This window comes from Methylotuvimicrobium buryatense 5G (assembly GCF_000341735.1).
GTDB classification, from domain to species: domain Bacteria; phylum Pseudomonadota; class Gammaproteobacteria; order Methylococcales; family Methylomonadaceae; genus Methylotuvimicrobium; species Methylotuvimicrobium buryatense.
On the sequence record NZ_KB455575.1, the window covers coordinates 3,682,368 to 3,697,295 of the forward strand.

Here is a 14,928-nt window from a genome sequence, read left to right on the forward strand (position 1 = left end):
CCTTTGGCGCGTCGGCTGAAAGGAAGTTGGGAGAATTTATATGGAGAATGGAAATCGGTAATGTCAAATGTAAGGACTGAGCCTAAGATTTACGGGGGTGGGCACCTCTATTTTCCAAAAAAAGCTATGGATCTAGAACCTGTTGCATGGCTGTGGCCGTATTTACTCGGAATCTATTCAAGTGATAGAATGCGAATTAAAAGCAACCTCGAAAACCTAGAACCTAGTGTTTTCGAGGTTTTTTGTTGCACTCATTTTTTGAAACGAGTATCTATAATGATAATAAGAGCTGTATAAGCAGCCGATTTAATAACCGGCGGAGACATAATGATGAAGCAGCAAGAAGAGTATGTCACAAAAAAAGATGCGTCAGTATTCTGGAAAGCATTTTTTGAAGTCCTATCCGGCTCATCGCTCTATGCCTCTCAAGGACATATAAATTTAGAGCAACGGGGGGACGCTATGAATAAAATGTCTGATCTTGAAAGATTGCGCGGAGATTGGCAAAAAATAGGAGCGGATTTCCGTGTCTCGATCAACAAAGCAAAACAAACAACAGAACGATTCTAATCATATCGTGTCGGCGCAATGGCAAGGCCCGTTGCCGCCGCCGTCTACCCTTAGGGAATTCGACGACATTATCCAAAATGGCGCCGAACGGATCATGAGAATGGCGGAGATAGAGCAACAGCATCGGCATGATTCTGAGAAAAAATTGATAGAACAAGCGCGCCAAGATTTTTCGCGAAAGCTGAAATGGGGTCCGTCCGATTTCAGCAGCGAAAAATGACTTGGCGATTATTGCCTTCGGCGGCCCCGATTCGCCCTGCGTCCGTGCCACTACGCCACATCATCGTAAACTCGATGCGGCTCCGTAGCACTCCCACAAATGGCTTTACGCCGTGTCGCGATGCCTTGTATTTTGCCTCCGCCTGCGCTATTCGCGCAGACTCCGGCAAAACACCCGGCGCTACGGCTATCGGGGACTAAAAATCTTCACTTCGCTAACGCTCCGTTTCCAAGATTTTCAGCGAATGATGTCAGGTCAATTAGGCGAGGTCAGTATTTAGGCTGGTTGGTCGCCGCATTATCGATTACCGGCGCGGTGGTCACCGCCTATTGGGGCGCACATTGGGCTGTTTCTTGTGCGCTGGTCGGCGTTCCTATTTTGGGTACCGTCAAAGCCATTATTGGGAAATAACGGAAAAATTCGCGCTGCTCAACACTGAGCAACAACGGGATAAAAGCAAAAGATCTAGATTAGTAGTATTGTTTGCTATTCATTAAGGCAGAATAGCCGGTTACCCGATTGCTCTACACAAATCCCGGTGTGCGGGATTACCGCACCGGGCGTTTCAAAGCTCCTCGTTTTGGAAAAAAGGCCTAGTTGAAATATAAAATAAACCGGTCTTTTTATTTCCCATTTCCAAAAAAAGCTATGAATCTAGACCCGACCCCTTTGCCTTTGCTTTGAGGCAACGTATAAAACTTCAGTTTGCAACGTAATCATGGGTTGCGCCAAACATACACCACACCTCGTCTTGTCACCCCAATAATCAGACAATTTTTGCTATATTTCAAGACCTGACGCCATTGTTCGGATTGAATGTCATGTTGGGCAACTTGGTCAATTGTGTTCGGCTTTGGCATGCAACTTCAGCCCAAGCGCACCGATAACTTTAAGGATGGTGTCGAAGCCTGGGCTGCGTTCACCGGAAAGCGCCTTGTAAAGGCTTTCACGGGATAGTCCTGCATCTCGCGCGACCTGTGACATACCTTTGGCCCGAGCTATGTCACCAAGTGCTTTGGCAATGAATGCTGCATCCCCATTAGCTTCTTCAAGGCATGCCTCAAGATAAGCAGCCATTTCTTCTGGTGTTCTGAGGTGTTCGGCAACGTCATAGCGAGTAGTAACAGTCTTAGTCATGATAAAAGCTATTCCGAAAGATTACGTGCGAGGCGTAAGGCGGTCTTAATATCCTTGGCTTGGGTACTCTTGTCACCGCCAGCCAGCAGAATGATCAGTTCTCGCCCCCGCTTCTTGAAATACACCCGGTAACCGGGGCCATAATTGATTCGCAATTCCGAGACACCTTCGCCAACGGGTTCAACATCTCCAGGGTTTCCAGCGGCAAGCCGCTCGATCCTTGTTTGGACGCGCGCTCTCGCTTGAAGATCATGCAGGTTGTCGAGCCATTTAGCGAAGTCGGCGGTTTTGCGAATTTCGATCATGCAACTACTGTAGTCACATGACTACATATTGTCAATATCCATGCGCCAGTTCTTAGGTGTCCAACGGACTGCAGTTGAGCGCCCCCGTCGCGACAGCAAAGTTGGAGCAAGTGGGGCATAGCCGCGACACGGTGTTCGCACGAACATAAGGATGGTCGACGCGTAGCGGTGCGCCATCGCGCCGTTGAAACCAACGTAACGAAACTGCGCACGTCCGAGCCTACTGAGGCTTCAGTTATTTTTAACGCACTTACCACCCTATAACCAGTTGTTCTTAATTGCTTTTGCAAAATTAAAGACCTGACCACGTCGCCCTCGCTGTTCTCTACTCTACCCGTTGCCCGGACCCCTTTGCCGACAGGCTAATGGGCGACCCCTTTTTTAATTCGAGCTAAGCCCCATAGATACCCAAAACTAATTCGCTTATTTTAGAGTGCGCTGTAACTAGCAATTCCCTAATATCCAATGATGTTCCTTTTAGTACAAACTTGACCCATTCGTAATTACGGTCAATCGGGATATCAAGCAAAATCTCTTCCCGAATTTCTTTTACTGGCTTCTCTTTGGTAAGTATTAGTGGTCCTTTAGGGTTCGCATGTACCCCGTCAATAACTAGCTTTCCGATAGTCACAGAACCACTGCCTTCCATTTTTAGCAGGTTACCAATTTGAGTTACTGAATTTTCACTATAAATTCTATCTTGTCGCTGAAGTTCAGTGTGCTTATTGATATTTGTTGTTTTACAGAGGTGAAGTAACCAATTGCTACCACACTTATGAGGCTGAATAGTTTCCAGAATAATCTTATACTTATTATGGAGATCAGGAAGATTTTTCTCTAAACTTTTTTCATATATTTTTCTATCTTTTCCGTATGGAAAATATACATATTTTGGAGCTTTAGCTGAGTTTGTTATCTCGGAAAGATCTGCTGCAACATAGTCCAGGCAACTTCTAAGATGCTCAAGGCAGCTTTTCACCTTTGGGCGAGCTATTTGAATAATGTCTTCATTTTTAATTGCGCCCGCATAAACTCCTTCGATTTCTTGCAAAAGTTCAGCAGCTTCAACGAGGAGTTCATCTACATCAGATTGTCGTGTTAACACCTTGCCTCTTTGGATTGCTAATGGGTTAAATAATTCCGTAAGGCGGAACGCGCTAGCGGTTCCGTTGAAAGCCGAATGCTAACCGACACCAGCGGTCCACCATCCGGCGGATCGCCTATCGGCATCCTCCCTACTTAACCGCACTTGGACTCCCCACAATTCAAGCAAGTCATGCATCCGTCCATCAGCACCATCGCTTTGGTGCTGCATTTGGTGCAGAGTACGGCTTGTTCCGGGAAGGCGTCGCCGTTGTTTGCCGCGCCGTGGTGGGCTTCGAATTCGCGGCGTTTTTCGGCGAGAAACTGTTTCTGGTGATCGCTCATTTCTTCGGGCTGAATCATGCCGATGTGTTTCAAGTGCGATTCGATCGCGTGGCCGATTTCGGCGACCAGCGAGGGCATGAATACGCCGCCTTTTTTGAAGTAGCCGCCGCGCGGGTCGAATACCGCTTTCAGCTCTTCGACCAGGAAGCAGGCGTCGCCGCCTTTGCGGAATACCGCCGAGATGACGCGCGTCAGCGCCAGCACCCATTGGAAATGCTCCATGTTCTTTGAGTTGATGAAGACTTCGTAAGGTCGGCGTTCTTCGTGCTCGGAGCCTTGGTTTAGGATGATGTCGTTGATCGTGATGTACAGCGCATGTTCGGATTGCGGCGTTTTGATCTTGTAGGTCGAGCCGACCAGAACTTCGGGCCGTTCGATGTTTTCGTGCATCGATTCCGGGGACGGTTTTTCCGCTTCGGGCTGGGCTGTTTCGGCGCTGTCTTTGGTCAGCACTTTGTAGCTGACGATTTTTTTGTTGATTTTGTGCAAGGTCATGATGATTACCTTAAATAGTTTGGGATTCGCCGGTTTAACGAATCGTCGATGTTTTTAACTGTCCTGGTTTTTACGCCCCGGCCGATGAATGCGGCTTCAGTGTGGGAGTGACGCTCTTGTCGCGACGTAGGCGTCGCTCCCACAGATCGTATTAACTACGTTGCGTTTTCCAGTTTTACGGAGTCCAGATATAAAGTATCCGGGCAAATATCTTGTTCGTGAGGCCACACCACCGTGCCGTGTTCGACCGCCTCGCGCTTGAAATAGGGCTTATCGCGCAGCTCTTTGAAAACGCTGAAGTCCAATAGCGGCTTGCAGTCGTATACGCCTCGGCTGCCGTCGGTAAATTGCAGTATCAACGAATAATCGTCGGTAACCTGAACTGTTTTGACGCGTGGGTTCATAGAACTGTCTCCGGATTAATTTCGTAGGTTGAGTTTACTCTGCAGGACATAAGAGCGAAGCCTAACCCAGCCTAAGATTACTTTCCCGGAAATCAAAACTTTCCGTAATATCCTTCCTTCAGCGCATCGAACAAATTCGCGGCGGAATGGATTTCGCCGTCGTACTCGACTTCTTCGTTGCCTTTCAATTCGATGACATGGCCGTCTTCGAGCGTGAACTGGTAGGTCGTGTTTTCGAGGTCTTTTTCCTTGACCAGCACACCCTGGAACACTTCCGGATTAAAGCGGAAGGTCGTGCAACCTTTTAGGCCCTTGTCGTAGGCGTACTCGTAGATCGACTTGAAGTCTTCGTACGGATAGTCGGTCGGCACGTTGGCGGTTTTGGAGATCGACGAATCGATCCATTTTTGCGCGGCGGCCTGAATATCGACATGTTGTGTCGGCGTGACATCGTCGGCGGCGATGAAATAATCCGGCAATTGCGCGTTCGGGTCGTCGCTGTACGGCATCGCGTCGGGATTGACCAGGTGGCGATAAGCCAAGAGTTCGAACGAGAACACGTCGACCTTTTCCTTGGACTTTTTGCCTTCGCGGATCACGTTACGCGAATAATGGTGCGCGAAGCTCGGTTCGATGCCGTTGCTGGCGTTGTTCGCGAGCGACAAAGAAATCGTGCCGGTCGGTGCGATCGAGCTGTGATGCGTGAAGCGGCTGCCGGTTTTGGTTAGTTCTTCGACCAGTTCCGGCTCTTCTTGTGCCAGTTGCTGCATGTAGCGGCTGTATTTCGCGTGCAACACTTTGCCTGGCACTTTGTCGCCGATTTTATAGCCGTCTTGCTGCATTTCCGGGCGTTTGTACAGCATTTCGCCGGTGACCGTGAACACTTGCTCCATTATCGGTGCCGGACCTTTTTCTTTCGCGAGTTCCAGTCCGACCTTCCAGCCTTCAATAGCCAGCGCTTTGGTGACTTCTTCGGTAAAGGCCAAAGACTCTTCCTCGCCGTATTTCAGGCCGAGCATCGTCAAGGTTGACCCTAAGCCGAGATAGCCCATGCCATGGCGGCGCTTGCCGAAGATTTCGTCGCGCTGTTGTTGTAGCGGCAGTCCGTTGATTTCGACGACGTTGTCGAGCATGCGGGTGAAAATACGCACGGTCTTGCGGAAACCTTCCCAATCGAATCCGGCTTCTTTGCTGAACGGTTTTTCGACGAATCGGGTCAGGTTGATCGAGCCGAGCAGACAACTGCCGTAGGGCGGTAATGGTTGTTCGCCGCATTGTCCTGTAACCAGTCCGTTAAAAATTACGGCATTGCAATCCGGCTGCGTGGTATCGAACACCGCTTCACGACCAGCATAATCAATGCTTTTTACCCGTGTCGTAAAGCGCTGTGATTTGCGCAAGGCTTTGTCCGCTGCCCACTGGCGATATTTCTCGTTTTTATAGTCGAGTAAGAAACCTATTTCGCGCATGAAGGTTTCCCGAGATTCGCCGTCGATAATCAATTCATAATCGGCTTTACACTGATAGTCTCTATGTCCGCCCTTACCGTCCGGCAATTGACGCATTTGCGCAGGACGCCGTTGTCTTATCCGCGAAAATACGCCGAAGTTTGCCAGCAATTGTTGTATGTCTTTAAGCAATCCGGGATAACTCGAAGCTAATCGAATCGAGCAGCTTTGGCTATTGCTTGAGATGTTGACAGTGCCGTCGGCTTGGAATAATGCGCGAAGATAGTTTTGGACGCAGTCTTCGGTACCGCGCCAAACGACTTCCGGTACGCGCAGTTTGCTATCACGCGAAAAGCCGTAATGTTCGAGTACGCGCGCCAGCACGACCGAGCGAATAAAAAGATGATTGCGTTCGGGCACGGCCACCGGAGAAACCTGGTATTGGCGAGCCGTTCTAGCGCTCTGTGCGATCAATGAATTGACATAAGTAGTAATCGTTTCAGCCAGACCTCTTTCTTCATTCCACAAATTCACGATTACGGCTTCCTGATTATTGCCGCGATTCGTAAAATGACCGTCCCCGGTAATCAGGCCCAGTAGCATGCCAAGCTTTTCATCGCCTTCATGACCGAATTGCCCTTTGCCAGATTGCACGAGTATTTCATCTCCCGGGCGAAGTTCGCGCAATTTGATTTTGCCGCGATCAGTATAAAAATCGTGCCATTCGGTGGCTTTGATTTCATAACCGTCTTCGGTGACTACACGATAGACTTCCGCTTGCTTTGCAGTCATGAAGGCAGGTTTAGCCGGTCGCACTTCAACACCCCGATGGTCTTGTCCCAAAGACCGGCAATCTACGGAAACCTCCAACGGCAAGCCGCGTCGGTACAATTCGCCTATCGTGACCAGCCCGTATTGGGTCGCGAGCCGAGTATCGGCGGTCACGCACGGGTTAGTCGCCCGAATGTTTTCGCAGAACCAGTTATTGTTCATTTCGTTGACTTTGTCGATCAGGATGAATCCCGGTTCGGCGTAGTCGTAGGTCGACGACATGATTATGTCCCAGAGGCGTCGGGCCGGCATGGTTTTGGTGATACGGCACGCGACTAGGCCGGCTTCGTTGACGACATAGCCTTTTTTGTTCGGCAGATCGCGCCAGACGATTTTGTCGGAATCGGTCAAATCGATAGCATCGGCTTTGACTTCGCGCTCGGTGACAGGAAACGACAACGGCCATTGCGCATCGTTTTTGACCGCTTCGACGAACTCGCGGGTGATCAGCAGCGACAGATTGAACTGGCGCAGACGGCCGTCTTCGCGTTTGGCCCGGATAAAATCGACGACATCGGGGTGCGCGACATCGAAGGTCGCCATTTGCGCGCCGCGGCGGCCGCCGGCCGAAGAAACCGTAAAACACATCTTGTCGTAGATGTCCATGAACGACAGCGGTCCGGACGTGTAGGCGCCGGCGCCGGACACGTAGGCGTTTTTCGGGCGTAGGGTCGAAAATTCATAGCCGATGCCGCATCCCGACTTGAGTGTAAGCCCTGCCTCATGCACTTTCGCCAGAATGTCGTCCATCGAGTCTTCGATGATGCCCGATACGGTGCAGTTGATAGTCGAGGTTGCCGGTTTGTGTTCAAGCGCGCCGGCGTTCGATGTGATACGGCCTGCGGGAATCGCGCCTTTACGCAATGCCCATAGAAATTCTTTGTGCCAATGCTCCTGCAAAGACTTGTTGGTCTCGACCTCGGCCAAGGCTTTCGCGACGCGTTTGTAGGTGTCGTCTATCGTGCCGTCGACGGCTTTGCCGTCTTTGGTTTTCAGGCGGTATTTGCTGTCCCAGATGTCCAGCGATGCGCTTTGCAGCGGAATTTCGGTCGCGTGTTGCGTAACGACTTGGAGTTTTGCGGTCATTCTTTGATTCCCTTGTCTGGTTGAACGTATTGGCTTTATCACATCCGGGAAAGGTCCGGATCATTGATGTTTCGTGCGGTCGATCGAGAAAATCCGCAAGCAACGCGAATCCCTCATATAGTGTTTATGGATATATCTTAAATCAATATGTTGTGTTTTTCGCGGTTTTTTTGCGCGCCAAAAGGAGCGATTGAGAGGTAGTTTTTTAAGTTCAATGAGTTAGCTTTAAAAAAAATTTTAGGCGACTCGAACATGGGAAAACCTTATTTTTTTTCAGCAAATCGATAGGCAAATTCGAAATTTGTGACATCGCGCGGCCAATGGCTTAACGATTGCAATGATATAGACCTATCATGTCTATCAGTGTTGTATAATCGCCATTTTTTCAAAGCTCCTTGTCATGTTCAACGAACAACGCTCCCAGTTACTCGAGAAATATCAAAATCTGACTGATAGCGACAAAGCCGTCATGCAGTTTTTAGCCGTTTGCCATAGTTACGAAACGGCCGCGTTTATCGCTCAAAATCTTTCGAAGCTAGGCATTCGCAGCGACCAAGGAAAGCCGTTTACCGCCGTTTCGATAAAACCGGTTTTGGTAGCTTTAAAAAACAATCGATTGCTGGAAGTCCAAGCCGGTAAAAGCGGTTACCGATGTAATCGCTTGCTTGCCGAACCGATTACCCGGCAATTAGTCGAGGATAAGCAATTCGAGCGCTATGCATCGTTATTCGACCAACCGACGCCGATCGCTAAGAAAGCCTCCTATGCCAATCAACACCAGTGCCTGCGCGATGCGCGTATTTCATTTCATCGCGGCGATTATGCTCTGGTTAATCAATGTCTTAGTATCGGTAACCGCTATTATTACCAATACCAATTGCCCGACCAAATCGATGTATATTTATCATGGATACTGAATCCGCTGGATGTCGCGTGGCTCAAGCGGCGGCACCCGCAGATGATCAACGACATGACCGGCTTTATCGGCCTGCATCAGCTCGTTTATCTCTATCACGACCCCGATATCTTCAATTTTTTAGCGGAATACGCTTCGGGAGACGCAGGCGCTTTACTATTGAAAATGGCGCCCCGGATTTATGCCGAATTATTGCTGCTACGCGGCGATTGGGACACTCTGGCGTTAGGAGTTGCGGACAGTGAAGATCCGGAATTACAGGCGTTAAGCGCCGCATTGGCGTTTTTAAAAGGCGATTTTTCCGGAGCCATCGCGCAATATGAAACAGCGTTAAAGTTAATTAGAAAAATAACCGGAAAAAAGACTATTTATTTTTACGGATTGGCCGGCATATTTTATCCGTTGGCGATCTTGAAATGCCGCGATGCGCACGATAAAAAATTGACGATGCTGTTGGGTCAGGCCATCAAGCTCAAAGGCTTTTGGGCCAATTGCTATCGTTATTTGGAAATTTTCCAGAAGTTTTTGCAAGGCGACTTGAGCCAGCGCGACAATGCGGTGTTCTATAACAAAATCGACCCGATTTCGAAGGGTTATGAAGACAATGGCGAACCGCATTCCGCAATTGAATTTCCGAAGTTAATTCTATTATTTCGCTTACTGGTGCGCTCCTGGATGACCGATGCGCCATTATCAGGATATCCGCTAGCCTCATTGGAAATCGTCCAAAATTTGTACCTGCGTTTAGTCGATAACGGTTACCGCTGGCCCGCCGCAGAACTGGCGAAATTATCAGGGCGCGCCGAAACCTTGTCGTCCAAATCCTGGGATGACGGCTTTCTGGATGGCCGGCCGGTTAGTCTGGCCGATTTGTTCGCGAGCCGACCCGACTGGGATTTAGCGCTCGATGCCTTGCTGGGCCTCGGCAATAGCGGGCTCCAAAGCGGCGCTGTACAAACGGAGAAGCCGACCCGCATGGCCTGGTTGGTCAGTTTTCAGGAAATATATAAAACGGTATTGATCGAACCGCGCGAGCAAAAACAGCAAGCCAAGGGAGGCTGGAGTAAAGGCCGTGCGGTGGCGCTGAAAAGGCTGCATACCGAGCGCGACAGTTTCGATTATTTGAGCGAGCATGACTCAAGGATTTGTTCTACGATCAAATCCTATACCGAAACTAGCGGTTGGTATGGCAGCAGCATTTATTATGAATTCAGCGAAAAAATGCCGCTTGCTCTGGTCGGGCATCCGCTGCTGTTTTGGTCCGACTCGCCGAATGTGCGGGTCGAAGTGGTCAAAGGCGAGCCGGAACTTCGCGTCAGCAAGGCCAAAGGCGGCAAAATCAAAATTACATTTACACCTGCGCCTAGTCATCAGCAAAACATAATCATCAGTAAGGAAACGCCGACCCGATTGAAAATGATCGAATTGACCGCCGATCATCATAAAATCTATCAACTTCTGGGCCCGAAAGGCCTGGAAGTACCGGTAACGGCTCAAGATCGCGTGCTGCAAACACTAACAGGCATCTCCGGTTTGTTGACCGTGCAATCGGATATCGGCGGCAGTTCCAGCACGGCCGAACAGGTCGAAGCCGATGCCACGCCTCGACTTCATTTATTGCCGCTCGGCGAAGGGCTCAAGGCCGCGCTGCTGATTCGCCCTTTTTCGACAAGCGGCGCTTATTATCAGCCCGGCCAAGGCGGTGCGAGCGTTTTTACCGAAGTCGACGGCAAACCGTTGCAAGCGCAACGCGATCTCAAGCTGGAAAAAATGCGTTGCGAAGAGGTCTTGTCCGCATGCTCTGCAATAGCCGAAGCCGATCGCGACGACGGAGGCGAATATCTGCTCGAAGATCCGGAACACTGCCTGGAATTGTTGTTACAACTACAATCCTTGCCGCCGGATCGCGTGTTATTGGAATGGCCCGAAGGCGTTAAATTCCGCTTGCTCGGGCACAGTACCGGCAGCGGTTTCAATATGCAGATCAAACGCGATAATGATTGGTTCGCGCTGCAAGGCGAGCTGCAGGTTAACGAAGATACCGTCATCGATATCCGCCAATTGCTGGGCTTATTGGGTAACCGCCAAGGCCGATTTTTACAATTGCAAGACGGACAGTTTATTGCATTGACCGACGAATTCCGCCGCCGTCTCGACGACTTGAAGGCTTATGCCGATTTGACAGGCAAAAAAGTCCGCATCAATCCGCTCGCGGCATTGACGCTAGAGGACTGGCAGGACGAAGCCGGTTTCAAGGTCGACAAACATTGGCAAAACCACATGCAGCGGCTCAAGGCCGCGCGCGAGTATCAGCCGGCCGTACCGTCCACGTTTCAAGCGGAATTGCGCGATTATCAAACGGACGGTTACAACTGGCTGGCGCGCTTGGCGCAATGGGGCGTCGGCGCCTGTTTGGCCGACGACATGGGGCTCGGCAAAACCATACAAGCGCTGGCGCTCCTGGTCGACAAAGCGCCGAACGGACCGAGCTTGATCATCGCGCCGACTTCGGTATGTATGAATTGGGAAAGCGAAGCGCGCCGTTTCGCGCCCACGCTCAATCCCATTCTATTCGGTAGCGGAGATCGTCAGCGTAAGCTCGACAGCCTGGGGTCTTTCGACTTGTTGATTTGCAGTTACGGATTGCTGCAACAAGAACAAGCCGCCGAGATGCTCTCGAAAATCCCTTTTCAAATCGCGATACTCGACGAGGCGCAGGCGATCAAAAACATCGCAACGCGGCGCTCGCAAGGCGCGATGAATTTACAGGCCGAATTCCGGGTGATCATGACCGGCACACCGCTGGAAAATCATCTCGGCGAATTATGGAATCTGTTTCGCTTTATCAATCCGGGGCTACTCGGTTCGCTGGAACAATTCAATAAACGCTTCGCGGGGCCTATTGAGCGCGATCGGAGTCAAGAGGCCCGTCAGCAATTAAAGAAATTGATTCAGCCGTTCATTTTGCGCCGCACTAAAACCCAAGTTCTGCAAGAGCTTCCGCCAAAGACCGAAATCCCGGTCTACGTCGAAATGAGCGGCGAGGAAATGGCGTTTTATGAGGCCTTGCGCCGCGAAAGTCTCGAAATTTTGAACAGTACCGGCAGTCAGGCCGGCGCCAAGCATTTGCAGATACTCGCCGCGATCACCAAATTGCGCCGCAGTTGTTGCAACACGCGGCTCGCCAATGCGGATATCGCACTGCCCAGTAGCAAATTGGCGGCATTCGGCGAAATCGTCGATGAATTGCTCGACAACAAACACAAAGCTCTGGTGTTCAGTCAATTCGTCGACCATTTGCAATTGATCAAGGACTATATCGAACAGCGCGGTATCGGCTATCAATATCTGGACGGCAGCACGCAGGCCAAGGAGCGTAAAAAACGGGTCGATGCATTTCAGCGCGGCGATGGCGAATTGTTCTTAATCAGTCTAAAAGCCGGCGGCGTCGGTTTAAATCTGACCGCGGCCGATTATGTGATTCACATGGATCCCTGGTGGAATCCTGCGGTCGAGGATCAAGCCTCGGACCGCGCGCACCGCATGGGCCAACAGCGGCCCGTAACGATTTACCGAATGATCGCGAAGAACACGATCGAGGAAAAAATCGTTGCACTGCACAGCCACAAGCGCGACTTGGCAGACAGTCTATTGGAAGGCGCGGACATCAGCGGCAAGATGTCGGCCGACGATTTGCTTGATTTGATGCGTGGGGAGTAGGGATTGCCGGAATCCGGTTGCCATGGATTAGCAGACCGTAACCTAAAAAGTGCAGCTGAGGGCCTCAATCTACCGTTCACCCCGAGCCCTTCGGCGGCGCTCATGAGCGCCATTGTATTAAATCGCGGGTTTGGTTAATGGCTGCATTACCACAACCTTACCTGCACTCAAACAAAGCGATGGGTTTCCGCTTCGCTGCTACCCATCCTACGGCCGTGCGTACCATGGTGGCTTCCTGCTGTTTCCCAATCCCAGTTCTCGTCGTTATACTTAATTCGTGTATTGCCAGCTTAGCTAATGTGACCTCGATACCCTTTATTGTTAACTAGCGCACCCGGCTTCGAAATCGCGATCAGGGGATCGCTCCCACAGAGCTTTCGGAACCCTTGAGGGAGCGACGCCTTCGTCTCGATTATCGAAGCCAAGGATGTTCGGCTTTTATCGAAATCCCCGATGCGTAATGTTCCCGCTGTTTCACAGGCTCCAGCTCGGGAAGCCCGATCACGAAGCTCGAGCTTCGCATTTCCGAAACCGGTAGCTCGATGCTAGGCCATTCGTAGGACTAACCGGAATACGTCATTCGCAAAACCGAATTATTAACTCTCCGATTCTTTCTCGAGATAGGCTTCAACTTCGTGCCCGCAGCTATGGCAGAATTTTTGATCTTCCTGCAATGCTTCGCCGCAGGCCGAACATTTGAATTCCTTGTGCTTAGGATGACCGCAGTGACAGCAAAATTTTGCGCTTCGCGACGACAATTGCCCGCATTCGGGGCAGACGCTAGTACGCAGACTTGGCAGCGCCGGCAGAGTTTCCCTGACTTCCTCGATCGAATCGATCAGATAGGGCGAATTCTGAAAGGCGACCCATACCAGCCAAATGCCAATTAGTACGATCAACAGAATCGCGATGCCGAAATAGAACGATCTGCCGGAAGCGCCGACGAAAAGCCCCAAGACTTGCCAAATGACGGCTTGTCCGATAATGACGATGACCAACAAGGCCGCCGGCACGCTGATCGCTTTGACAAAAAACAGCGCGCCGCCGGTTTTCGGGAGCGCTGCGATCGCATTCACGGCAAAAAGATAAAACAAAATCAGCGCGGTTATTTGCGTGACGAACAGCACCAAATCCGCCGCCACCAAACGATCGGCGATGACCAATCGTGACATGACCGGCAGTAGGCTAATTAAATAACCGACCAGCAGCACAATCAAAATTGTGATCAGATATTGCGCGGCGCGATAACCGCCGCTGCTTTTGAATGACGACATTATTTCCACGGCGATCTCCGCATCGTTTGAAAATTAAGATTAATCGGGGTCGATTCAACAAGGCCTTAACCAACCTTGATGAGATAAAACCTAAACCTTATCGGGTATTCTACTTATGAAAACGTAATATGTTGCCAGCTAAAGCTGGATTTTGAGGAATGAATGGGTTGCCTTCCTTGGCCTCGATTTTTGAACACTAAGAATTGCATTACTCTTTATCATTCAAAAACATAATGTCCCACTAACTATATTAAAATTGTTCTTGCCTGTAGCTAGATCAAGACTGCCGCTGACATTTATTTTGCTTTCTGGATATGGTTTAAGATTTTCAAACTTTCCGGTTCCAGCAATTGGCTTTAATGTTTCTTCAACTAGCAACACAGTTTCAGTTTCAAAAAAAGCAGAGGTGACCTCATCATCTTTAGTAAAAATCAAGCCTGCTTGATCGGAAGAACTTAAGACATGATTTAGCTTAATAAATGGAAAATCTGGGGCAATGATTTTTCCTTTAAATGGACCGCTAATCTTGATGGCAAGCTTTGGATTCTTGGGCAGTCTAGCGTTAACAAGGCTGATTTCATATTCGCCGATTTGCTCACTACCAGGAATATAGTATGAATCGGCTAGGTCATATGGAATAGAGTTAGATTTAGCAGTGCCTCCTGTTACAATATAACAATCGTTCAATTTATTATTTGCAGAAACATTGGCAATCGAAATGAAAATAACGCTAGCCGCCGCGATTAGAAATTTAAACATTTTTGCGAACCTCAAGGAAAAAAAGTGCTGAATAGACGATGGTTTCATTTTAAAAACACAAACTAGCTCAATGAGAATCCTTGGAGTCTAACCGAGGGCTGATTTTTACAACAATCTACTTCCTTGTGATTGAAAAACCGTCTAAGAATAAAAGGTTATTCATAAAGTTAGCTAATTTTTGAGTATAAAGGGAGTAGAAACTAATAGAATCAATCACAAGCCTAGCAAAGCGTAATTTAAATTTGTCAAGAGAACAAGTTAACAAAAAATTATTTTTCCAGCCTTCCTTTGCTCCACGCTTTTGAAAGAAGGCATTCCCATCAGTAACCCTATCG

The 14,928-nt window shown here is 49.5% G+C and carries 12 protein-coding genes; 4 read left to right on the plus strand and 8 right to left on the minus strand.

What is annotated here, in order from left to right; genetic code table 11:
- Positions 1-330: 330 nt before the first annotated feature.
- From METBU_RS27635 to METBU_RS0116625, 3 genes are all read left to right on the plus strand, one after another.
- On the plus strand, positions 331-570 hold the full coding sequence (locus tag METBU_RS27635; protein ID WP_186005686.1) for a hypothetical protein: 240 nt from the start codon (positions 331-333) through the stop codon (positions 568-570).
- Positions 527-790, plus strand: a complete 264-nt coding sequence (locus METBU_RS24470; protein ID WP_201764868.1) for a DUF2335 domain-containing protein — start codon at positions 527-529, stop codon at positions 788-790. The genes METBU_RS27635 and METBU_RS24470 overlap by 44 nt, the downstream gene beginning before the upstream one ends.
- A 99-nt stretch (positions 791-889) precedes the next feature.
- Positions 890-1,201, plus strand: coding sequence for a hypothetical protein (locus METBU_RS0116625; RefSeq protein ID WP_017841696.1), 312 nt, complete (start codon positions 890-892; stop codon positions 1,199-1,201).
- 426 nt (positions 1,202-1,627) lie between these two features.
- Here METBU_RS0116625 and METBU_RS0116630 read toward each other — a convergent pair whose 3' ends face one another.
- The 6 genes from METBU_RS0116630 to METBU_RS0116655 all read right to left on the minus strand — a co-directional run bounded on the left by METBU_RS0116630 (position 1,628) and on the right by METBU_RS0116655 (position 7,924).
- A complete protein-coding gene (locus tag METBU_RS0116630; RefSeq protein WP_017841697.1) occupies positions 1,628-1,927 on the minus strand; it encodes an addiction module antidote protein in 300 nt (99 codons plus the stop codon).
- Between the two features lie 8 nt (positions 1,928-1,935).
- Positions 1,936-2,232, minus strand: coding sequence for a type II toxin-antitoxin system RelE/ParE family toxin (locus METBU_RS0116635; protein ID WP_017841698.1), 297 nt, complete (start codon positions 2,230-2,232; stop codon positions 1,936-1,938).
- A gap of 391 nt (positions 2,233-2,623) precedes the next feature.
- Positions 2,624-3,337, minus strand: coding sequence for a hypothetical protein (locus METBU_RS0116640; RefSeq protein ID WP_017841699.1), 714 nt, complete (start codon positions 3,335-3,337; stop codon positions 2,624-2,626).
- A 134-nt stretch (positions 3,338-3,471) separates the two neighbouring features.
- On the minus strand, positions 3,472-4,155 hold the full coding sequence (locus METBU_RS0116645; RefSeq protein WP_017841700.1) for a TSCPD domain-containing protein: 684 nt from the start codon (positions 4,153-4,155) through the stop codon (positions 3,472-3,474).
- A gap of 155 nt (positions 4,156-4,310) precedes the next feature.
- The gene (locus METBU_RS0116650) at positions 4,311-4,559 is read right to left on the minus strand and encodes a DUF2442 domain-containing protein (RefSeq protein ID WP_017841701.1); all 249 of its coding nucleotides are present in this window, start codon (positions 4,557-4,559) and stop codon (positions 4,311-4,313) included.
- A 92-nt stretch (positions 4,560-4,651) separates the two neighbouring features.
- The gene (locus tag METBU_RS0116655) at positions 4,652-7,924 is read right to left on the minus strand and encodes an LAGLIDADG family homing endonuclease (RefSeq protein WP_017841702.1); all 3,273 of its coding nucleotides are present in this window, start codon (positions 7,922-7,924) and stop codon (positions 4,652-4,654) included.
- A 400-nt stretch (positions 7,925-8,324) separates the two neighbouring features.
- Between METBU_RS0116655 and METBU_RS0116665 the strand changes: the two genes are divergently transcribed.
- The gene (locus METBU_RS0116665; protein WP_017841704.1) at positions 8,325-12,560 is read left to right on the plus strand and encodes a DEAD/DEAH box helicase; all 4,236 of its coding nucleotides are present in this window, start codon (positions 8,325-8,327) and stop codon (positions 12,558-12,560) included.
- A gap of 596 nt (positions 12,561-13,156) precedes the next feature.
- On the opposite strand, the gene METBU_RS0116670 is transcribed toward METBU_RS0116665, so the two are convergent.
- Entirely contained in the window at positions 13,157-13,834 is a 678-nt protein-coding gene (locus METBU_RS0116670) for a zinc ribbon domain-containing protein (RefSeq protein ID WP_017841705.1), read from the minus strand.
- Between the two features lie 222 nt (positions 13,835-14,056).
- Entirely contained in the window at positions 14,057-14,593 is a 537-nt protein-coding gene (locus METBU_RS0116675; RefSeq protein WP_138767252.1) for a hypothetical protein, read from the minus strand.
- Between the last annotated feature and the right edge of the window lie 335 nt (positions 14,594-14,928).